This is a genomic window from Zymomonas mobilis subsp. pomaceae ATCC 29192 (genome assembly GCF_000218875.1).
In the GTDB taxonomy this organism is placed as follows: Bacteria; Pseudomonadota; Alphaproteobacteria; order Sphingomonadales; family Sphingomonadaceae; genus Zymomonas; species Zymomonas pomaceae.
In genome coordinates, this window is the sequence record NC_015709.1 from 195,099 (window position 1) to 216,865 (window position 21,767).

Genomic DNA, 21,767 nt, shown 5'->3' on the forward strand with positions numbered 1-21,767 from the left:
TTACTCAACAAAGCTGCTACTAAATCTCTTAATTTAACGGGAAAGCGGTAACTGTATGAAGTTACCTTCATTCGATCAAAAGATAGTACCAAAAACTATCTTGAAAATTGGTGCGGTCGAGAAGACTCGAACTTCCACGGCCTTTCGGCCACAACGACCTCAACGTTGCGCGTCTACCAGTTCCGCCACGACCGCACTCTATGTAAAGCCATTTCAGAGCGTTAGCTCTTCCATGTGGGTAGGGGCTCGCCTTTAGCAGGGCTTTTTTAACCTTGCAACCATTTTGCGTCATTTTTTGTTTATTTTTTGTATTTTTATCTTTTTTTTGAGGGTTGGGCGTTTATTACAGGCTATCCCGATCCTTAATAAAATTATACTTTATGATAAATAAAAGCCGAGAATAAATAATTAAAATCACCTACTTGCTTTGATAGCTTATGAGTGCATATCTTCGTTTTAAAATAAACGCATTAAACCGGACAGAGCATGCAAGCTGATATCCCTACTTTAACCCGCGCTGATATTACCGACATGCTTTATCATGAAGTCGGTTTGTCCCGTGCGGACTCTGCGCAAATGATTGAACAACTGCTTTCTCATATTACGGAGGCATTGATAAAAGGTGAAAATGTCAAAATATCAGGTTTCGGCAGTTTTATTCTTCGTGATAAAAATGAACGTGTAGGGCGTAATCCCAAAACAGGCGTAGAGGTTCCGATTGCGCCACGTCGGGTTTTAACCTTCCGCGCAAGTCAGATAATGCGTCAACGGATTATAAAGGGAGCCTGACTTGTCTGAACGCCCTGTATCTGATGCCAACGCCTCTCCCAAAGTAGATAAATCAAAAAGGCAACTCAAGAGAAGAGACCACGCCTCTCATCCACGGCAAAAAATAAGAACCAAGGGCGATCAGGCTTTATTAACGATTAGTGAGCTGGCAGAAGAATTAGGCGTTGGCTCTCATATTTTACGTTATTGGGAAAACCATTTTCCCGCGTTACGGCCCTTACAAAGGGCGGGTAATCGGCGTTATTATCGGCCAGATGATGTTGCTTTAGCCCATCAGATTAATCACCTTCTGAAAAAAGAAGGCTATACGGTTAGAGGGGCTGTTAAATTTTTATCTTCTGAAACACAAAAACGCACGCCGATACCTGTATCTATTGTAACGCCTTCCCATCAGACTTTAATGCCAGAAAAATGGGTGGAAGAACTACGCTACATTAGTGAAATGCTTTCCAGCGCTTTGATGGTAGAATAATTTTATAACCCTAAAATTAAAAATCAGGCTGATCATAATGATCAGGGGGAAGAATAACTTCCATACGTTCAGAAAGGAGCGGCTGGAAAGTCGGTCGAGATTTCATTGCCGCATACCATTCCCGACTATTTTCGTGCCCGCGCCAATCAACACCCCCTAAATAATCCGATACAGAAATTTGAGCCGCAGCGGCAAAATCAGCCAAGCTTAACATGGGGCCTGCAACCCAACGACGATGATCCAATAACCAGTCGATATAATCGAGATGGGCATTGGCATTTTTCATCGCACTGCGCAAAATTCCGGCATCCGGTGCCTGACGATGCACCAGCCTTTTAAGCATCCTTTCATGCATCAAGGGTGCTGTGACTTCAAAATAAAGCTTATCATCAAACCAAGACACTAATCGCCTGATTTCGGCGCGATTAGTGGCTGTGCCGCTGATCATTGGGGCACGATCTATGGTTTCTTCAAGATATTCGCAAATAGCTTGAGAATCGATAAGAATTATAGGCGCGGTGCTATCGACCATTACCGGCGTCTGGCAAGCCGGATTCATATCGATAAATTCATCTCTTCGTAGCCAAGGTGATTCTCGGATTAACTCATAACCGATGGCTTTCTCGCCTAGAAGAAGCCGCACCTTTCTTGAGAAAGGACAAAGAGGAAACTGATAGAGCTGCCACATTGACTTAACTATAGATAAATCCTTCCTTGACATCCACCCCGACCTAAAAGGCAGAGATTCCTCCAGTGAAACGGTCTACCTGACCGCGAGAATATTTCATGCTGCGTTTATATCACGGTCATGAACCGCCTCGCAATGACTACACGTTCATTCTCTTACTCCCGGATTATCTACAGCTTTTGGACTGTTGTCGGGTATTTCCTTACAAAGAACAACGATAGAAATTTATAAGCCTCAATAAAGAAAAGCGGCCATTAAGCCGCTTTTCTCTTAAATAAAACCAAAATCTTTATTCTGCAGCAACAAGATCAGTTTCACTCTCTTTGAGGGGGAATTCAAGGCGCGTTAGCATCTCTTTTGGACAGACCTGCCAGAATTTTTCACGCCAGATATCCCATTCATCCAAAACACGATGGGCCCAACGGCTATCAGTTTTGACAGCATGATCCGCAATCATAGAACGGAGCACGCTTTCCCAATGATGAGATTCAAGCTTTTGCCAGACGATACTATCGGGATTGGCATGACGTACAAAGCTATCATCTTCATCGAGAATAAAGGCCATACCGCCTGTCATACCGGCCCCGAAATTGGGCCCAACCGGCCCCAATATAACGGCCATACCGCCTGTCATATATTCGCATCCATTGGCACCACAGCCTTCAATGACAGCTTCGGCCCCAGAATTGCGAACAGCAAAACGCTCACCCGCTTTACCGGCTGCAAAAAGTTTACCCGCCGTAGCGCCATAGAGCACGGTATTACCAATAATTGTATTGGTATGACCATCAATCGGCGTGGAAACCGTAGGACGGACAATAACCGTAGCACCAGATAAACCTTTACCGACATAGTCATTGGCATCACCAAAGACCTCTAGGGTCAATCCTTTGACACTAAATGCCCCCAATGACTGACCGGCAGACCCGCGTAAGCGAACATGGACATGACCGTCAGCTAATTTATCCATCCCGAAATTACGGGTGATTTCAGCCGAAAAACGTGTCCCGATAGCCCGATGGGTATTTCTGACAGAATAGGTAAGCTGGGTTTTTTCACGGCGTGTAAAGACAGCCTGAGCATCATGAAGCATCTGAGCATCAAGACTATCTGGCACCGGATTACGGAATCCTTCAATCTGGAAGTAACGTGCTTCGGACGAGGCATCCACTTTCGCCAAGATCGGATTAAGATCGAGATCATCAAGATGATCTGCACCTCGGTTGACCTGACTAAGTAAATCGGTCTGACCAATAATATCCTTTAGAGACCGAACCCCTAATTTTGCCAGAATTTCACGGACTTCTTCAGCAATAAAGGTCATCAGATTGATGACTCTTTCGGGCGTGCCAATAAATTTCTGACGCATGGCTTTATCCTGCGTGCAGATACCGACCGGACATTTATTAGAATGGCACTGACGCACCATTAAACAGCCCATCGCAATAAGCGAAAGCGTTCCGATACCAAATTCTTCTGCGCCAAGAATAGCCGCGATAACAATATCACGACCTGTTTTCAAACCACCATCCGTGCGTAGTTTTACGCGATGCCGCAGGCCATTTAAGGTTAAGACCTGATTGGCTTCTGATAAGCCCATTTCCCAAGGCGTGCCCGCATATTTGATCGAGGTGAGGGGAGACGCGCCGGTTCCGCCAACGTTCCCCGAAATCAAGATCGAATCCGCATGGGCTTTTGCAACCCCTGCGGCCACTGTTCCGATACCCGCCGAAGAGACCAGTTTTACACCGACACGGGCGCGTGGATTAATCTGTTTCAGATCGTAAATGAGCTGGGCCAGATCCTCGATCGAATAAATATCATGATGAGGCGGCGGTGAAATGAGCGTGACACCGGGGGTCGAATGGCGCAGCTTGGCAATCATATCCGTGACTTTAAAGCCCGGTAATTGTCCCCCTTCACCGGGTTTAGCCCCTTGCGCCACCTTAATTTCTATTTCTTCACAGGCTCCCAGATAAGCGGCGGTTACACCAAAACGCCCTGAGGCTACCTGCTTAATCGGTGAGTTTGCATTATCGCCATTCTCATAAGGATGAAAACGTTCTGGCGCTTCTCCCCCTTCGCCTGAAACGGATTTGGCACCGATCCGATTCATCGCAATAGAAAGGGTCTCATGGGCTTCTGGTGACAGCGCCCCTAAAGACATTCCCGGCGTAATGAAGCGCCGCCGAATTTCTGTAATGGGCTCCACTTCTTCAATAGCAATAGGCGTTTTCGACCAATTAAATCCTAACAGGTCACGTAAATAAACGGGGGGAAGACTATACACCTCACGGGCATATTCAAGATAGGTCGTATAGCTATCACTCGCGACCGCTTTTTGTAATTTCCCCATCAATTGCGCGGTATAGGCATGGCTGTCGCCGCTGGCACGCTGGCGATAAAAGCCGCCGACATCCAAGGTCTTTTTATTCTTCGAAAAGGCGTTTTGATGCCGCAAAATAGCTGAACGCTGAAGAGAAGCATACCCTTCGCCGGAAATCTTTGCTGTCATACCGGGGAATAAATCATTGACCAAGGCGCGTGATAGACCCACCGCTTCAAAGTTATAGGCACCCCGATAGCTGGAAACGACGGCAATACCCATCTTGGCCATGATCTTTAAAAGACCATTGCAGATAGCATGATGGTGATTTTCAAGGCATTGTTCGAGCGTTAATTCACTGAATAAACCCTGACGATGCCGTTCTGCTATAGCGGCTTCTGCCAGATAGGCGTTAACCGTGGTCGCCCCGACGCCAATTAAAACCGCAACATAATGGGGATCAAGACATTCAGAAGCACGGACGTTAATAGAAGCGTAAGAGCGCAAACCTTTACGAATAAGGTGGGTATGAACCGCAGCCGTTGCTAAAATCATAGCCACTGCAACCCGATCAGGGCCGATATGCTCATCAGTTAAGAATAGTTCACTGCGTCCCGAACGAACCGCATTTTCAGCCTGAACCCTTAAATTGGCAATCGCATGACGCAAGGCATCTGGGCCATCTTCGGGAGAGAAGGTGCAATCTATTTCAACTGCCTGCTTCCCGAAATGATCTTTTAATTGTGACCATTCAGAGGTTTTCAAATAAGGCGTATCTAACGTCAGTATCTGCTTTTGTTTACTCTCGGTATCAAGAATATTGCCAAGATTACCAAAACGGGTGGTTAACGCCATAACCTGCGTTTCACGCAGAGAATCGATAGGCGGATTAGTTACCTGACTAAAGTTCTGACGGAAGAAATGACTAGTAAGGCGCGGTCTTTCGGTCAAAACCGCAAGAGGCGTATCATCACCCATAGAACCCATGGCTTCTTTACCGGTTTCAGCCTGTGGAGCCAAAACCAGATCCATATCCTCTAGGGTTAAACCTGCCGAAACCTGCCGCGTGATCAGTTCATCGCGATTATATTCAACAACTGGCGCATAGTCTTTTAGTTTCAGATCGCTTAATTTACGGAAATCTTTAATCCATTCTCCATAAGGACGCTCGCTTGCGACAAGGTCTTTTAATGGACGATCTTCATAAAAACGACCTTCATCAAGGTTAACGGCAATCATCTGACCAGGGCCAAGCTGACCTTTCGCAAGAACATCGCTTTCTGGAACAACCACCATACCGGCTTCAGAACCGACAATCAGCAGATTATCCTTAGTGCGTATAGTGCGAAGCGGACGTAAAGCATTCCGATCGACACCGGCTACAGCCCATGAACCATCTGTGATCGCAAGGGCGGCTGGGCCGTCCCATGGCTCCATTACAGACGCAAGATAATTATACATATTCCGATGAGTCTGCGGCATATCGGGGTTATGTTGCCATGCTTCAGGAATAAGCATTAATTTTGCCGCAGGCGCGTGACGTCCTGCGCGACAAATGGTTTCAAATACCGCATCAAGGGCCGCCGTATCCGAAGCACCGGCAGGGATTAAAGGTTTGATGTCTTCTGAATGTTCACCAAAAGCAAGGCTAGCCATTTTGATTTCATGGCTTTTCATCCAATTACGGTTACCGCTGATGGTGTTGATTTCACCGTTATGCGCTAACATTCTGAAAGGTTGTGCCAGCCACCATTGCGGAAACGTATTGGTAGAATAACGCTGATGGAAAACAGCAACACGGCTGATAAAGCGCTCATCCTGAAGATCAGGATAAAAAATTGATAAGGCTTCTGCTAAAAATAAGCCTTTATAAACGATAGAACGGCAGGAAAGGGAGCAGACATAGAAATCGTTAATCTGGGCTGCGATCACCTTCTTTTCGATACGACGCCGGATAAGATACAGATTTTTTTCAAATTCGGCGGCGCTCATTTCGTCAGGATGCGGCCCCGCAATCATGATTTGCTCAATTTCTGGGCGCGTCCGCATGGCTTTTTCGCCGATAACGGAAATATCTACCGGAACTTGCCGCCAGCCGTAAATTTTATAACCGAAATCAATAATCTCGGATTCAACGATCGTACGGCAAGTTTCCTGAGCCGAAAGATCAGTTCGAGGTAAAAAGACCATACCGACCGCCAAACGGTTAGGTAACGGCGCATGTCCGGCATGAGCGATTGCATCATCAAAGAAGCTGGCCGGTAAATCGACATGGATACCCGCACCATCGCCCGTTTTACCATCCGCATCAACGGCACCTCGATGCCACACGGCCTTTAAAGCATCAATTGCCGCCGTTACGACGCGACGTGACGCTTTCCCATCCGTTGCCGCGACTAAACCGACACCGCAAGCGTCTGTTTCGAATTCAGGGCGATACATGCCTTCTTTAGCCAAACGTTCCCGTTCAGCAAAAACATCAAAAGAATCGGCGGGCGATTTGTTTTCCATAGTCATGGCTTGCTTATTTCCAAAGCGGCAGCAGGCCGCTTATTATGAGTTCACATCGTAGGCCGGTTTTAGCCTGCCGTTTTCAAACCTTGGAAAGAGAAAAAATTTTTTAAGCTTTTTCTCTATACGCTCAGGTAAGATAGTAAGACAAAATGATCAGGCCGGAACTTTGGGTTTCATCTTAGCCTTTTTAGGGGCGGTTTTTTCACTTTTGGGCTGTTCTTGTAACCAATTATGCATCTTGTCACTGACTTCCAACCCATCGCGGATAGCCCAAACGACTAAACTGGCACCTCTGACAATATCACCGGCGGCGAATACGCCTTCCATGCTGGTTTGCATAGTGATCGGATCGATTTCTACCGTACCCCAAGGGGAGACCGTCAATTCCGGTGCATTAAAGAGAGTAGGCAGATCTTCAGGTGAAAAACCCAAGGCGCAAATAACAAGATCTGCTTCCATATCAAAAGACTGGGCTGGATCAGGTTCAGGGGAACGGCGTCCTGAGGAATCCGGCGTCCCAAGACGCATTCCACGCACTTTTACAGCCTTGACATGGGTTTCCCCTGTAAAAGATTCAGGTGCGGACAGCCAGACAAATTCAGCACCTTCATCTTCTGCATTTTTTACTTCGCGTGCAGAACCGGGCATGTTGACACGATCGCGCCGATAAAGACAGCGAACGGATTCGGCGCCTTGGCGAATAGCCGTACGGACGCAGTCCATAGCGGTATCGCCCCCACCAATAACAACGACCTTTTTACCCGCAGCGTTCAAGGTGCCATTATCAAAGGCTTCGACGCTATCGCCAAAGGATTTCCGATTAGAACAGATCAGAAAATCAAGAGCATCAACGATACCTGTCAAATCTTTTCCGGGTGTCGCTAAATTCCGCGCTTTATAAACCCCAGTCGCAATAAGAATAGCAGCATGACGCGCCCGCAAATCTTGAAGACTGGCATCTTTACCAACATGGAAATTAGTATGGAAAGAAACACCGCCGTCAGCGAGCCTTTTGACCCGACGTGCGACAATGTCTTTTTCAAGCTTAAAACCTGGAATTCCATAGGTCAGCAGACCACCTGCTCGATCGTGGCGGTCATAAACATGCACATCATAGCCAAGACGGCATAATTTTTCAGCAGCCGTCAAACCCGCCGGGCCAGAACCGATAATGCCAACGGAAAGACCAAGATTAGCTTCGGGCACTAAAGCCTCAACCCAACCTTCTTTCCATGCGGTATCGGTTATAAATTTTTCGACAGAACCAATGGTTACCGAACCATGTCCTGCATTTTCAATAACGCAGTTACCTTCACAAAGGCGATCTTGGGGACAGATACGACCACAAATTTCAGGCATACTGGAAGTAGCGCTTGAAAGACTATACGCCTCTTGCAGACGGTTTTCAGCCGTCATTTTCAGCCAGTCGGGAATATTATTATGTAATGGGCAATAGGCTGAACAATAGGGTACACCACATTGCGAACAGCGTGATGCCTGTGTCTCTGCCTCATCATGAGAAAAAGAGGTATAAATCTCGTTAAAATCTTTGTCCCGTTCATTCGCGGCTCGCTTAGCTGGATAAGCTTGTTGCAGATGAACGAAGGACAGCATTTTATTTTGCGCCATAATTAATTTTCCTTCGTATCACGCGACATAATTATTTTTTAGCCCTAAGTCACGTACAAAAATACATATAGGACAATATTGCTGCCCTATTTTTATCTAAAAAAAGCAAATTCAACGTTTTTATTAAAAATAAAAAGATAAATGGTTCCGTATCGGCCATTTTTATAGAACTAAGACTATTTTTGGGAATCACTTCTCTTTTAGGGCGCTATCAAAAGAAGGATCATTGCGGCAAAGCCAATAATAATTCGGTACCATGCAAAAGGTCCAAAGCCGCGGCGTGTTACAATTTCCAAAAATAATTTGATAACGATCAAGGCCACAAAAAAGGAAATAGCAAATCCTAAACTGATTTCCCCCAAATCAGCCGAACTTAAGCTATGCCGTTGTTCCCATAATTCTTTAACTGTCGCCGCTAACATAACGGGAATAGCTAAAAAGAAACTATATTCAGTCGCTGTTTTTCGATCAACGCCCAGACATAAAGCGCCCATGATGGTAGCACCCGAGCGACTGATACCCGGAATCATGGCCAGACATTGCGCCAAGCCGACGAGTAAGGCTTTATAAGGAGGGATAGATTGTACTGTTTTACTTTCAACAGGTGGCTGCATTCGTTCGATGACAAGCATCACAATACCGCCCACCCATAAGGCAACAGCCACAACCATCGGTTTTTCAAGAAGCGCTTTTACCCCATGATAGGCAAGCGCACCGATAACAAGGGCAGGGAGGAAACCTAGAAAAACATTTCTCGTAAAATGCCACGCTGAAGGCGAACGATGAAAAAGCCCTTTAATAATATTCCAGAAACGATCAGCGTAAAAAACGAGAACAGCAAGAATGGCTCCAAGTTGAATAATAATATCAAAACTGGCGGAATTAGCGCCATGGGCCCCTAATAGCCGTTCGGCTAAAATAAGATGCCCCGTTGAAGAAACAGGAATAAATTCGGTCAGACCCTCTAAAAGACCTAACAAAATAATCGTCAATAAGGAATCATGCATAAAAAGCGTAATCCATTTATGGAAGGAACTCTAAAAGCGCGAAAAATAAAAATTTTTTCCTGCTTTCACATAAAAGATTGACATATACCAGAAATGTCTTTTAAAGCCGCGCCACACCCCTAATGCCCAGGTGGTGGAATTGGTAGACGCGCTGGCTTCAGGTGCCAGTGGCCGCAAGGCCGTGGAGGTTCGAGTCCTCTCCTGGGCACCAGCATTATTTTAAATGCAGGTGAAAATTATTTTTTCCAAAAAATTTCGTATCTAACCCGTTTTTTGGTTGCATTTCAGTTTTACTATTCGGATTTTTCCAGGAAATCTTTAGCCATTTTTAGATCACTCTGAATAGCGTGATAGGCTTTTTCGCGGCCTTCTTCCGTAGGTTGTCGGAGAACATAAGAAGGATGATAGGTTACGATAAAAGGGGCCACATCTTTTAGCATAAGAATACGTCCCCTTAGGGAAGAAAGCGTCTGTTTTTTTCCTGTTAAAGAAAGAACGGCAGTTGCCCCCAAAGCTACGGTTAAACGGGGTCTTAACAAACGCCATTCGGCTTTGAGCCAAATCCGGCAACTATCCACTTCTTCAACATCGGGTGTCTGGTGAATGCGACGGCGGCCACGCATCTGGTATTTAAAATGTTTAACAGCATTCGTTAGATAAATTTCCTCGCGGGGCCATTCAAGGGATGCAAGAATTTCATCGAATACTTTACCCGCAGGGCCAACAAAAGGCCGACCGGCTAAATCTTCTTGATCTCCGGGCTGTTCCCCCACAAATATAACGGGACTATCTTTCCGACCTTCGCCACCAACAACTTGAGTTGCCTTTTGATAAAGAGTGCAACACGTGCAATGTTGCAAGGAATCTTTTAATTGTCCCCAAGAATTATCTGACATGGTCATTTATCCTTTAGGGCCGTTTTAGGAATAAAAGGTTACTTCATCAACCTTGATTATTTGGGAAATTACGGGATAGGGCTTATAAAAATTTATCTTATTCCGAAACAGATAGAATCCGCATCGAAATAAGATAAATTTAAGACAAAAACTTAGTAAAGTTTGATTTTTGGGCGGAGCATACTGTGCGTCATAGCCGAAGCCAGGATAGCTGAACCTTTAACCCATCCATGAATAGCCAATAAATGGAGACGATAAAGCGAGTTATAGAAGAAACGAGCAATACGGCCTTTCACAACGCGTTTACCAACATCTTTTTTACCGCTTAAGCTAAGATCACCAATAGCGGCAAAACGACTGAGGGAAATTAACGTCCCATAATCGCGATAAACGAAATCAGTAAGCGGCTGACCTTTCCGCAAACGGGAAATATTTTCTAAAACTGTATCGGCCATCTGATGTGCGGCTTGTGCACGAGGCGGGACAGGCCGCTCTGCATCGGGTAATTTGCAAGAACAACAATCTCCCATAGCAAAAATATGGTCATCCGTTGTTGTTTGCAAAGTTGGCTTTACAATGATCTGATTATTACGGGCTACTTCCAAGCCTTCTATTTTGGAAAGAAAATCTGGAGCTTTGACACCAGCAGCCCAAAGCTGAATATCACTTTCGATTTTTGAACCGTCTTTGGTTTTTATATATCCTTCCCCGGCTTCAACAACCATAGTGTTGGTTTTTATATCAACACCCAGACGTTGCAGCACCGTATGGGCATCTTCAGCCATAAATTCAGGTAAAGGCGGGAGAATGCGGGGCATTGCCTCAACCAACGTTACCTTCATACAGTTAGCACCGAATTTTTCTAATCCGAAATCACCCAGTTCACTCGCGGTATTATAGAGTTCGGCGGCCAGTTCGACTCCCGTAGCGCCTGCACCAATGATCGTTACTCTAACCGGCTTTTCTGTCCCCGGTTGGGCGATCATAGTTCTTGATGCACTGGCGCAAGCATCAAATAAATGTTCCCGAAAACGGTCTGCTTGGGCGCGGCTATCAAGAAACAGACAATGTTCTTTAACACCGGGTGTATTAAAATCATTGGCAATAGAACCTAATGCCAAGACAAGATAATCATACCGCAGACGTTCCTGACCACTTATCTCATGGCCTTCTTCATCAATTAAAGGGGCAAGAATAATTTCTCGATTTTTACGGTCAATATCTTCTAGCGTCCCCCGAACATAATGGTAACCCCAGTGTTTACCATGATAGCGGTAGCTTACTTCATCAAGATCAGCATTAAGGGCACCGGTGGCAACTTCGTGAAAAAGAGGTTTCCAGACATGGGTTGCGCTCTGGTCAACAAGAATGACCTCGGCTTCTTTCCCGTAGCGTTCCCCTAGCGCACGAACGAGCTGTAATCCCCCTGCGCCACCGCCCACAACGATAATGCGATCAGGTCTACCATTATTAGACATTAACAACCTCTTAAATCACTAAGGTGCCCACCATTCAGCTCGATAGTGTGCAACCTAAATAAAATGTTATTCTGGGATAATTAACGAATAATCCTTCAATCTGTTTCACATAAATTATAATTCAGAGTAAAAGTTTTTATCTGTTATTATAAAATAATCAGATTTTAGCTTAATAAGGGCCCGAAGAGTTAAAGTTACTATTTTTTTCAATAAGGCGAATAAGGGTAATTGACGCTTCTCTATTTTTTTCGTCAAAAGAAATTATGGAAAATCAATCTGACGGAAAATCCGGCGCAACCCTTAAATCATCCTCTTCAACGATAAAAATGATGCTTGATTATGGGCCGCTTATTATCTTTTTTGTTTTTTATAAATTGACCGGCTTTTTCGTCGGCACCTTTGTTTTTATGATTGCGATGATCGCGGCTATTTTTGTTTCCCGTTTTAAACTAGGCCATGTTTCACCAACCTTATGGCTTTCTTTTATCTTGATCATGTTTTTCGGCGGCTTAACACTTTGGTTTCATGATCCGCATTTCATCCAACTAAAACCAACTATTATCTATATCTTTTTTGCGGCTTTATTATTTGGTGGCCTGCTCTTTAAAAAACCGATGTTAAAATATATCATAGGAGACGCTTTCGAAGGCGTATCAGAAAGAGGCTGGCGGCTATTATCTTTTAATTGGGCCTGTTTTTTTGCGGTGATGGCTATTTTAAATGAGTATTTAAGAACGCATTTTAGCTTTGATGTCTGGCTGACAGTAAAAATCTGGGGCGCTATGATTTTATCTGCCCTGTTTGGTATAGCGAATATGCCTCTTTTATTACGACATGGTTTAAAAACCGGACAGGATTAAATCGTATGAAGAATGAAGGTCGGTTCTACGTGACCGACCTTTTTTAGTCTATTTCTCTATTGTCAGATAATAACCTTCTACTTTTTTTAATTTGAAACCTGTCCATAAAAGCGGAAGCGCACTGGCAGAAAGAAAGAGAAAGGCGAATAACCAGTTGTTATGAAATTGGTGCAAAACCCCCACGATCAAAGGGCTGGAGGAAGCAAAAATATATCCGACCCCTTGAACGATAGATGAAATACGGCGATTGTCATCCAAATTATGGGCAAATTGAATAACCATTGTAAAAATAATGGTGAAACCACCGCCTGAGGCAAAACCCCCTAAAACAAGCCATAACACCCATAATTGGGGCATAAAGAGCAGTCCAACTGGGGTAACAAGCCAACATAACGCGATAGTTTGAATTAAAAATGCCCCTGAGAAATGCTTTCCCAATAAAGGAATCCCAAAAGAACCTAAAAGTGCCAATATTTGAAAAAGGGCGGCGGCACCTCCAGCAGCAGAAGCATCCATTTTATTCACTTGGCGTAAGAAACTGGGAATCCATGCGGTTAAACCATAATAAACACAAAGATGCGCAGCAAAAGAAATAACCAGAAGCTGTACTAGCTGACGATGAAAAAGTTGTTTCGTTTTGTTGTCGGAAAGCAAAATCTTGGAGGTCGCTTTTTGGGTGTCGCTATCAGAGGGTATTTCCGTTTGCGGAGGTAATTTTTTTTCAAATAAAAAGACAACAGACCATAACCCTAGGGCTAATAATGCCAAATCTACCCATGATATTAAGGCCAGCTGCCATCCCCAGTAATGCGCAAGAATCGGGGTTAATGCTGAACTTAGCATCGTGCCAATATTAAGGGCCGAAGTATAGATACCCGTTATAATATGCGATTTGCGCGGAAAATCGCGTGCGATGATTAAAAGGCTGACGATATTTCCGATAGTAAGGGCAATACCAATAATAAAAGTGCCACTTAACAAACCTGCAAAACTACCCGATGCGCGGATTAAAATCCCCAAAATGCATCCCAGAAGTGTCAAAACAATTGAAAACTTCAGAGAAGTGCGGTTGATTAACAAAGACGCAAGCGGCGTAAGAAGGCCAAAGCATAAGATCGGGATACTAGTCAGTAATCCCGCCGTGGCGGCACTTAGGTGAAGCGCCACGCGAATTTCATTCACGATTGGGGGGATAGCCGTTAATGGACTACGTAGATTGAAAGCAAGCGCAACAAGGGCGCTTATCAGCCAAAAAGAAAAGGCATTGTTGGAAAAAAAAGACCGTTTTGTCATTAAGGTGTCCATTGTCACTGGATATTATCCCTAATATCCAAATTTTATAGACGCCCTTAAGGCAATAGACATATTTTTCTAGTATGAATTTTATCAACAAAAATCAGGAGTCTAATTTTCGATGTGTTTTCACTATATTGAAATTTTTGTTGATAAAAATTTTATAAATAGATGAAATCTATAGAAATAATTATACATAAAATTAAATATATTTAGTCTTGCTTTAGTAAAAACAAATATATTTAGTTGGTACCTGAACCGACAAAAATTATAGATATATTATAAATTGTTTTAATAGCCGTTTGCAGGTTGTTTTCTAGAAGTCTCTTCCTGAAAGACCCGATCAGTCTGTAAATAATTTTACCGGGAGATTTAACGCATGAAATTAGCTTCAAAGATAGCTGTCACTCTAACCCTGACTTTAAGTGGGGCATCGGTTCTTGCTTTACAGCCTGCCTTGGCAAAACCGAAATCGGCACCTGAACAAACGCAAGCCCCTGCTAATCCAGCACAAGATTATATATTAACCCCCGCTGTCCGTGAAGCTGCCGCTGCTGTTCAAACCGCTTTGAAGACGAATGACTTTACAACAGCAAGTGCTAAACTTGCAGAGGCTAAAGCCGCTATTGCGACGGATGATGATAAATATATCGTGGGTTCTCTTGGCTATGAGTTAGGCTCTTCCCGACAAGATAAAGCCTTACAGGGGCAATCCGTCGATTTGATCTTAAGTAGCGGCAAGGCCAGCCAGCATATGTCCTCTGATATGATCTGGCAGCTTTATGTCGAACAGGCACAAAGTGCCTATGAGGCTAATCAATTCCAAAAGGCTGAAGCGGGTCTGGAACAGGCCCTTAAAATTGCTAGCCCCAATAATATTCAGCTTTATCCCATGTTGGTTGAGACCAAAGTGAAGCTTGGGAAAACGCCAGAAGCCATCGCCGTTTTGGAATCAGCTATTCCCAAAATGCAAGCTGCCAACCAAACGATACCCGAAGCTTGGTTAAAGCGTGGTGTTGCTATTGCGTATAATGCCAAGCTTCAACCGGAAACGCTGCGCCTATGTAAACAGTGGATTTCTGCCTATCCTTCAAATGACTCTTGGCATACTTCTTTAAGTATCTATCGTGATTTTAATCGTAATCTTGATGGCGATGCCACGCTGGACATCTTGCGCTTAACGCGTGCTGTGGGGGCCTTGAGTGGTGAAAGCGAATATCTGCTTTATGCTCAGCCCCTTTATATCGGTTATCCGATCGAAGCAGAATCAGTGTTAAAGGAAGGTATTCAAAAAGGCGTTATCAGCGCATCTGATACAACGGTCAGCAAATGGTTAGCAACCGCTAGACTCAAAGTTCCTGCGGCCAAAGCTGATCTGGCAAAAGCCGTCGTCCGTGACAGTAAAGCCGCTACGGGAAAAGAAGCCTTTATTGATGGTACGTTGGCCTTGGGTGCTGGTGATTATCCCTTGGCGATTAATCTTTATACGATTGCTAAGGGTAAGACCGGTGTCGATGCCGAGCTTCTGTCATTACGGCTTGGTATGGCACAGGCTTTAGCAGGGCAGAAGGATGCAGCCAAAGCTACCTTAGCAAATGTAACGGGTAGCCGTTCCGAAATTGCTCAATTGTGGTCGATTTATGCTGATAAGCATGGTGCTTAAGCTTTTAGTCTAAGCCCTATAATTTTTTTACTAAAAAACGGACTGGATAATACCCAGTCCGTTTTTTATGTCAAAAAAAGCAGCGATATTGCTGCCTTAGAAATAACTATTTAAATTAAAAAATATCTAATGGGCGCGAGGGCGACCTTAATATTTACTCTAATCAGAGTTAAAGTTAGAATAAACAGCGATCGCCACCGCCAGAACCCAATTCTAAAAGAAAAGATTTATGCTAATCTTTACTATTAGATAGATGATTCTTTTGTTTATTCCTTGGTATCAACCGGAACACCCGGTAAATCCTTTGAAGTACGGATAATCAGAGAAGTTTTAACACTAGTGACATTGGGAGCAGATGTCAGCTTAGAGGTTAATAAATGCTGAAAAGCCTGAAGGTCATGCGCTACGATTTTAAGAACGAAGTCAATTTCACCATTTAACATATGGCATTCCCGCACTTCTGGCAGAGTCGCAATATGATCTTCAAATTGGCGCAAATCTTCTTCGGCCTGACTCTTCAGGCTAACCATAGCGAATACCATAATGCCATAGCCAAGAGCATTGGCATTAAGCTGGGCATGATAGCCTTCTATGATACCGGCTTCTTCAAGAGCCCGCACGCGGCGCAAGCAGGGAGGCGCCGTAAGACCTGCCTTGCGGGCGAGGTCAACATTCGTAATACGTCCGTCTTCTTGAAGGTTTTCAAGGATAAGGCGATCAATTGAATCAAGTGGGTAATTAGCCGTCACGGACTTAGTCCTTCTATTTAATCTTCGGGCTAGATAATAAAGTTGCCGAAAAATACAACTTAACTTATGCACGATTATGTAAAAAAATTATCAATTCGGTGAGTTGATAATTAAATAGGGTAAATTTCGATAAAAAAAATGGCAAACTAGAAAAAAAATAATAAATTACCCTATGTAAAAAATATTTTTTAATATTTTTGTATTTATTCTCCAAATTAGCCAAATGGCAGGTATATGTTAACCAGTTGCCTTTACCGATGATGAACAGATCATTCATTTGAAATCGGGAATCAGGCGTGCGTTTCGACGATATGCTACAAACTATTATGGACCAGCCGTTAAATAACACGGCAGAAAAGACAGCTGTCTGGCGGCAATTGGTGGATTGCATTGCTCAGGATAAAGGGCAACATGCGCCCGACTTGCTAAAGAAAGCCTATCACCGTCTTATCTTCCTTAATAGGGATGTGCCTTCTAATATCCGTCTTGAAACCGTTCTTAGTTTAACAGGACAACATCTTCCACCTTTATTAGTAAAATATTTTTCCTGCGATATCAGCATGATTGCAGCACCCTTGATAAGCTCTGTCCAGTTAAGCCCCAAAGAGTGGATGATGATTATTCCGGCTTTACGTCAGCCTATCAGGCATATCCTGCGACAGCGGCCTGACCTCGATCCGCAAATAATACAGGCTTTAGACAGTTTAGGTAATGATCAGGCGGTTTTAGAAAAACCTGTATTAAAAACAGAAAATAAAACTGATTATGATATTGATAATCATTTAAATATAGAAGAACCTTCAGATGAAGAGAATAATCTCGACGAGACAAACTCGATTTTGAAAGAAGAGAAGGGTATTTCATCTGATATAAAAGCGTATGATCTCTATAGAAAAGAATTTTTTAAGCGCCCTATTATAAAAACGGATAATTTTACTTCTCAAAAAGAAAATATTAAAAAGGATACCCCAAAAGACAGTATCCCAAAATCTTTTGCAGATACTATCCGCTCTGATATTTTAGGGCAAAAAGACCCCGAGGCAGCGTCTCATTATAGACCTTTTTCTTCTAATCATATTTCCGATGATAAAAATGATGAGGACAGTAAAGAGACAAAAAACATACCTGCTTTTGATAAAGATAACGATTCACCTCGTTTTTCACCTTTTTCTGACAGATGGCAAACCCGCGTTACCCCTGTGACAGAAGATAACGAAGATGACCCTATCCCAAAAAACTCAAAGGATAATTTAGACGAAGCTGAGTCTTTCGATACGCACAAGGATGAGATAGAAAAGGCAAAAGCGCAGAAAAGCGAAGATCTAGAATGGTTTCCTACCCCTAAAAGGCGGACTCATGGGACAATTAGAAAACTTAAATCTAATCCGTTTGCGGGACACCCCAAAAATGGCCGCGCATCTGATGAAAATGATGAAACGCAAATTCGCCATTTACTAGAAAGAATCGATGCCTTTAAGCGCAGTCTGGAATCTAGAGCAGAACAGTTTAACTTTGAGACGAATCCTGAAGGATTCGTGACCTATGTAAAGGGAATCTCGTCTACTGTATTAGTCGGTATTTCCTTAAGCACGTCTGCTTTTCAAAATGGTTATGGTGTGGATGGCCAAGTGGTTGGAGCGTTTGGTCGGCGTGCGCCTATTCGACATGCGCGATTATCAATACCGGGGAATGGGGCAGCTTCTGGTGAATGGCGTATATCGGCTGCACCTTTTTTTAACCCTGAAACAGGTCACTTTTCTGGATATCGTGGAACGGCCCGCCGCCCAAGAATAGAAGAAACAGCCCAACCCTTTGTTGAAATCGCTACCCCACGGCCTAGTGTTCTCGAAATTGACAGGGATTCCTTACGGCAATTAGTCCATGAATTAAGAAATCCGTTGAATGCTATTGTTGGCTTTTCAGAAATGATCAGCAACCAAATGCTAGGCCCTGTCAATAAAGCTTATCGCTCTTATGCCGAAGATATTACCCGCCAAGGCGAACGCCTTTTACAAGCGGTAGAAGATTTGAATTCAGCCGCTGATATTGATGCGCCCTTAGCCACTTCGCTTAAAACTGATGGTTTGGTGAATGTAACGAAAATTGTCTCGGCTTTGCACAAACATTACCAGTCCGCCGCCAGCCGGCATAATGGTGACATTTTATTCCGGATCGCCACAGGATTACCTTTAGTAAAAGCAGATCCTGTTGCTGTAGAGCGTCTTTTCTCTCGTCTCTTAACGATGGTTATTGGCCTAATCGAAACGAATGAAAAGATAGAAGTTATTGTCAACCGTCAGGATTCTTTTGTCGGTTTCATGGTCAAACGGCCTCTGGCGCTACAAGGTTATGATGAACAGGCTTTGCTTGATCCTGGTTTTAACCTGAAGGGTGAATGGCCCCATGCGCCTGTATTAGGGCTTGGATTTGCTTTACGCTTGATCCGGAATTTAGCGGCGGCAGCGCAAGGACAGTTCGAAATTAAAGGGGATTCTTTTACGATTTTATTGCCGATAGAAGAAATTCGTTCAGAAGCATGCTAGAAAAATAAAAATTCTTGGTAATGACATCTTGTCAGAAGGGGATGATTTCGGCTATCGAGCATCCTTAAAGGTGGGGCCTGTAGCTCAACGGTTAGAGCTGGCCGCTCATAACGGCTAGGTTGCGGGTTCGATTCCTGCCGGGCCCACCAAATCTTCTTTAAGTAAAGGTTGCCTCCAGCCTTTTTTCTTTTAAGTTATTTTCCCTTTCATCATGAAAATAACTACCTTGTCTTTGATCACTCCTTCTCAATTTGCTAAGAAAATTTATAGTAAATAGGCCGTAGTAAGCGTGCTTATGCTCTACGGATTTGCCTTTTTTATAGAGTAAATGGCTTCATCTTCATGATTTTTTGTGAAATATATTTCAAATTCAATAAAACATAAAAAACATAATACGAAAATTTTTTCTTATCGAATAAGAGAACGGCCAATAATGGATGAAGGTGGTTTTTATATTTCTTGGATAGTCGTAGCGATACTGATTATCATCCTTACATTTTTGTGGGGTATTACCTTTGCAATTGTTACTATTACCTTAATAAAAATGAAAAAGGCCCAAGCTGTTCTTCAAAACACAAAGCCTTTTCAGGAGATTTACAGGACAGCCCCTATTCACGGTTTTTTGATCAATCAGGATCATATACTGCCGATCAATCCAACCTCTGCCTCTTGGTTAGGCATTCCCAAGATACCGGATTTTCTCAAAGATTTTCTAAAAATATGGCTTACGCCTTTATCGGCAAATCATTTTAACCGACATTTTATGCAATTGGTTAAAACAGGAAAGGGATTCACTGAAAAGGTAGAGAGCCAGATTGATAACCGTTTATTTCGTGTCGTGGGTTATCCGTTTATATCTTCTTCAAAATTTTTGAACAAGCAACCGAACATTCTAATCTGGGTTTCAGATATTACTGAGGATGAAGATGTAAAGACAGAATTAAAAGCCCAACAAGATCAGGCCTATCAGGCGTTACAGGCTTTATCATCTCTTTTTGAAGTGATGCCTTTTCCTATTTGGTATCGAGCAAAATCTTTAAAACTTTTATTAGTGAACAGTGCTTATGTCTCGGCAGTAGAAGCCAAAACCGGTTCAGAGGTTATTACCTATAATATTGAATTATTAGAGCGAAACGGTGCCGAAAAACCGCTTTCCTTCGCCGAAAAAGCCGTGCGTGAGCAAAAATTACAAAATCGCTTGTCTCCTGTAATTACAGGAGGCGCGCGTCGTATGATGCGCCTTACGGATATTCCACTACCTTCAGGCGCGGTTGCTGGCTACGCTATGGATGTAGAGGAATTAGAAGAGGCTAAAGCCGAGATGGGACGCTTCTTACAAGCCCAACGCCATATCTTGGATCAGCTTTCAGCAGGGGTCGCGCAATTTAACGCTGAACAAAACCTTATTTTTTCCAATCAGCCTTTTCGACATTTATTTGCTTTAAAACCAGAATGGCTCGTCGATCGCCCCGAATTTGATCGGGTCTTAGAACGCATGCGAGAAGCGGGGCGATTACCCGCAGCCCATGACTTTCCCGCATGGAAAGCGGAGAGGCGGCAATGGTTTTTAGCCCATAGCGAAGCTTTAGAAGAAAATTGGCTTTTATCAGACGGGTCCCATCTTCGTGTTATAACGCAACCGACGCCAGATGGTGGTTTGTTACTGATTTTTGAAGATCGAACGGAACAGGTCCGTTTGACTTCCGCCCATGATATTATGCTTCGTGTCAGAACAGCAAGTTTTGATAAATTATTTGAAGCGATTAGTGTCTTTTCATCGGATGGGCGGCTTAATCTGTGGAACACCCGTTTTACCGATGTTTGGCAAATTGATGAAAAGCTTTTATCTCTTCATCCGCGCGTTGATGAACTTGCTAAGCTTATAAGTGCGCGTCTGACAGATAAAAATCAGCCTATAAAAATCAGCGAAGCTATCCGCATGACGACGGTTGAACGCCAGTCTAATCATGGCCATTTATCTTTTGCCGATGGGCAATATTTTAACTTTTCGACCGTTCCTCTTCCTGATGGTAATGTTCTATTTACTATGCTGGATGTAACAGATAGTTGGCATATAGAACGCGCCTTGCGTGATCGGAATGAAGCGTTAGAAGCCGCCGATCGCCTTAAGACCGATTTCGTTGCCAATATGAGTTATGAATTAAGAACGCCCTTAACTTCCATCAGCGGTTTTGCCGAAATGTTAGCGCAAGGCTACTGTGGCGATCTTTCTAAGACAGCGACAGATTATGTTACCGCCATCTTGGATGCAGTCGCTCGTCTCAGCGCCTTAATCGATGATATTTTAGATCTGACCCTCTTGGAATCGGGTAATCTAGAATTAAACCAGCAAAACTTAATTTTAAAACCTCTGTTAGCTAATTTGGGAAAAGAGGTCTCAGAACGGGCTTCTGAATTAGGTGTCACCCTTGAAATTGTTATTGATGATAATCTAGGCGAAATTGAAAGCGACCCTAAACGTTTGCAGCGAACGATTACCCATATGCTTTTAATAGCTTTGGCAAGAAATCCCCGCGGTGGAACAGTTATTTTTAAAGCATCGGGAGAGGCTGAAAAAGTGACGATAATGATTATCGACGAAGGGGATGTTTTTTATATGCCGAATAAAGAAGACGTTTTTGCCTCTGGGGATCAGGATATAGGTATAAAGCTTTCTGACCATTTTTCTGCCTATGGGCAAGCCGTCCATGATGGAAGAGGCAGCGCTGCCATTGCAATTCCCCTTATAAGACGCTTTATCGCCTTACATGGTGGCACCATTAGAATTGATTCTACTGAGAATCAGAAAACACATTTTATTATTACGTTGCCACGCCACGTGCCTGTTTTGTAAAAAATC

Annotated in this window: 14 protein-coding genes and 3 tRNA genes; 8 read left to right on the top strand and 9 right to left on the bottom strand. The window is 43.6% G+C overall.

From position 1 onward, the window contains the following. Nucleotides 1-108: 108 nt before the first annotated feature. A tRNA-Leu gene (locus ZYMOP_RS00885) sits at nucleotides 109-195 on the bottom strand. Nucleotides 196-486: 291 nt separating this feature from the next. On the opposite strand from ZYMOP_RS00885, the gene ZYMOP_RS00890 reads away from it, so the two are divergent. Next, the gene (locus ZYMOP_RS00890) at nucleotides 487-789 is read left to right on the top strand and encodes an integration host factor subunit alpha (protein WP_013933477.1); all 303 of its coding nucleotides are present in this window, start codon (nucleotides 487-489) and stop codon (nucleotides 787-789) included. A 103-nt stretch (nucleotides 790-892) separates the two neighbouring features. Further along, nucleotides 893-1,261 carry a MerR family transcriptional regulator gene (locus ZYMOP_RS00895; protein ID WP_041581843.1) on the top strand — a complete coding sequence of 123 codons (369 nt, stop codon included), beginning with the start codon at nucleotides 893-895 and terminating at the stop codon, nucleotides 1,259-1,261. 16 nt (nucleotides 1,262-1,277) lie between these two features. Here ZYMOP_RS00895 and ZYMOP_RS00900 read toward each other — a convergent pair whose 3' ends face one another. From ZYMOP_RS00900 to ZYMOP_RS00915, 4 genes are all read right to left on the bottom strand, one after another. Then, nucleotides 1,278-1,949, bottom strand: a complete 672-nt coding sequence (locus ZYMOP_RS00900) for a glutathione S-transferase family protein (protein ID WP_013933479.1) — start codon at nucleotides 1,947-1,949, stop codon at nucleotides 1,278-1,280. Nucleotides 1,950-2,238: 289 nt separating this feature from the next. Further along, complete coding sequence (gene gltB / locus ZYMOP_RS00905) at nucleotides 2,239-6,786, bottom strand: glutamate synthase large subunit (RefSeq protein ID WP_041581613.1); 4,548 nt, start codon at nucleotides 6,784-6,786, stop codon at nucleotides 2,239-2,241. 156 nt (nucleotides 6,787-6,942) lie between these two features. Then, nucleotides 6,943-8,418, bottom strand: coding sequence for an NAD(P)-dependent oxidoreductase (locus ZYMOP_RS00910; protein WP_013933481.1), 1,476 nt, complete (start codon nucleotides 8,416-8,418; stop codon nucleotides 6,943-6,945). Between the two features lie 200 nt (nucleotides 8,419-8,618). Beyond that, complete coding sequence (locus ZYMOP_RS00915; protein WP_013933482.1) at nucleotides 8,619-9,425, bottom strand: undecaprenyl-diphosphate phosphatase; 807 nt, start codon at nucleotides 9,423-9,425, stop codon at nucleotides 8,619-8,621. Nucleotides 9,426-9,549: 124 nt separating this feature from the next. Between ZYMOP_RS00915 and ZYMOP_RS00920 the strand changes: the two genes are divergently transcribed. Continuing rightward, nucleotides 9,550-9,636, top strand: a tRNA-Leu gene (locus ZYMOP_RS00920). An 82-nt stretch (nucleotides 9,637-9,718) separates the two neighbouring features. Here ZYMOP_RS00920 and ZYMOP_RS00925 read toward each other — a convergent pair. Together ZYMOP_RS00925 and ZYMOP_RS00930 are read right to left on the bottom strand one after the other, a co-directional pair. Further along, the gene (locus ZYMOP_RS00925; protein WP_013933483.1) at nucleotides 9,719-10,321 is read right to left on the bottom strand and encodes a UdgX family uracil-DNA binding protein; all 603 of its coding nucleotides are present in this window, start codon (nucleotides 10,319-10,321) and stop codon (nucleotides 9,719-9,721) included. A gap of 152 nt (nucleotides 10,322-10,473) precedes the next feature. Continuing rightward, on the bottom strand, nucleotides 10,474-11,799 hold the full coding sequence (locus ZYMOP_RS00930; RefSeq protein ID WP_013933484.1) for an NAD(P)/FAD-dependent oxidoreductase: 1,326 nt from the start codon (nucleotides 11,797-11,799) through the stop codon (nucleotides 10,474-10,476). 263 nt (nucleotides 11,800-12,062) lie between these two features. Here ZYMOP_RS00930 and ispZ point away from each other — a divergent pair, with 263 nt between their 5' ends. Then, a complete protein-coding gene (gene ispZ / locus ZYMOP_RS00935) occupies nucleotides 12,063-12,659 on the top strand; it encodes a septation protein IspZ (protein WP_013933485.1) in 597 nt (198 codons plus the stop codon). A gap of 48 nt (nucleotides 12,660-12,707) precedes the next feature. Here ispZ and ZYMOP_RS00940 read toward each other — a convergent pair whose 3' ends face one another. After that, on the bottom strand, nucleotides 12,708-13,952 hold the full coding sequence (locus ZYMOP_RS00940) for an MFS transporter (RefSeq protein WP_013933486.1): 1,245 nt from the start codon (nucleotides 13,950-13,952) through the stop codon (nucleotides 12,708-12,710). 379 nt (nucleotides 13,953-14,331) lie between these two features. Between ZYMOP_RS00940 and ZYMOP_RS00945 the strand changes: the two genes are divergently transcribed. After that, a complete protein-coding gene (locus ZYMOP_RS00945) occupies nucleotides 14,332-15,615 on the top strand; it encodes a tetratricopeptide repeat protein (protein WP_013933487.1) in 1,284 nt (427 codons plus the stop codon). A 266-nt stretch (nucleotides 15,616-15,881) separates the two neighbouring features. On the opposite strand, the gene ZYMOP_RS00950 is transcribed toward ZYMOP_RS00945, so the two are convergent. Further along, entirely contained in the window at nucleotides 15,882-16,364 is a 483-nt protein-coding gene (locus ZYMOP_RS00950) for an Lrp/AsnC family transcriptional regulator (RefSeq protein ID WP_013933488.1), read from the bottom strand. Nucleotides 16,365-16,660: 296 nt separating this feature from the next. Between ZYMOP_RS00950 and ZYMOP_RS00955 the strand changes: the two genes are divergently transcribed. From ZYMOP_RS00955 to ZYMOP_RS00965, 3 genes are all read left to right on the top strand, one after another. After that, a complete protein-coding gene (locus tag ZYMOP_RS00955) occupies nucleotides 16,661-18,907 on the top strand; it encodes a sensor histidine kinase (RefSeq protein ID WP_013933489.1) in 2,247 nt (748 codons plus the stop codon). 73 nt (nucleotides 18,908-18,980) lie between these two features. Next, nucleotides 18,981-19,056 (top strand) — tRNA-Ile (locus tag ZYMOP_RS00960). A 284-nt stretch (nucleotides 19,057-19,340) separates the two neighbouring features. Beyond that, the gene (locus tag ZYMOP_RS00965) at nucleotides 19,341-21,761 is read left to right on the top strand and encodes a sensor histidine kinase (protein ID WP_013933490.1); all 2,421 of its coding nucleotides are present in this window, start codon (nucleotides 19,341-19,343) and stop codon (nucleotides 21,759-21,761) included. The last annotated feature ends 6 nt before the right edge of the window (nucleotides 21,762-21,767 follow it).

Bases quoted from the DNA above. Each gene is read 5' to 3' on its own strand.
- ZYMOP_RS00890 (WP_013933477.1), top strand. From the start codon at position 487: ATGCAAGCTGATATCCCTACTTTAACCCGCGCTGATATTACCGACATG.
- ZYMOP_RS00900 (WP_013933479.1), bottom strand. From the start codon at position 1,949: ATGTGGCAGCTCTATCAGTTTCCTCTTTGTCCTTTCTCAAGAAAGGTG.
- gltB (WP_041581613.1), bottom strand. From the start codon at position 6,786: ATGGAAAACAAATCGCCCGCCGATTCTTTTGATGTTTTTGCTGAACGG.
- ZYMOP_RS00910 (WP_013933481.1), bottom strand. From the start codon at position 8,418: ATGGCGCAAAATAAAATGCTGTCCTTCGTTCATCTGCAACAAGCTTAT.
- ZYMOP_RS00915 (WP_013933482.1), bottom strand. From the start codon at position 9,425: ATGCATGATTCCTTATTGACGATTATTTTGTTAGGTCTTTTAGAGGGT.
- ZYMOP_RS00925 (WP_013933483.1), bottom strand. From the start codon at position 10,321: ATGTCAGATAATTCTTGGGGACAATTAAAAGATTCCTTGCAACATTGC.
- ZYMOP_RS00930 (WP_013933484.1), bottom strand. From the start codon at position 11,799: ATGTCTAATAATGGTAGACCTGATCGCATTATCGTTGTGGGCGGTGGC.
- ispZ (WP_013933485.1), top strand. From the start codon at position 12,063: ATGGAAAATCAATCTGACGGAAAATCCGGCGCAACCCTTAAATCATCC.
- ZYMOP_RS00940 (WP_013933486.1), bottom strand. From the start codon at position 13,952: ATGACAAAACGGTCTTTTTTTTCCAACAATGCCTTTTCTTTTTGGCTG.
- ZYMOP_RS00945 (WP_013933487.1), top strand. From the start codon at position 14,332: ATGAAATTAGCTTCAAAGATAGCTGTCACTCTAACCCTGACTTTAAGT.
- ZYMOP_RS00965 (WP_013933490.1), top strand. From the start codon at position 19,341: ATGGATGAAGGTGGTTTTTATATTTCTTGGATAGTCGTAGCGATACTG.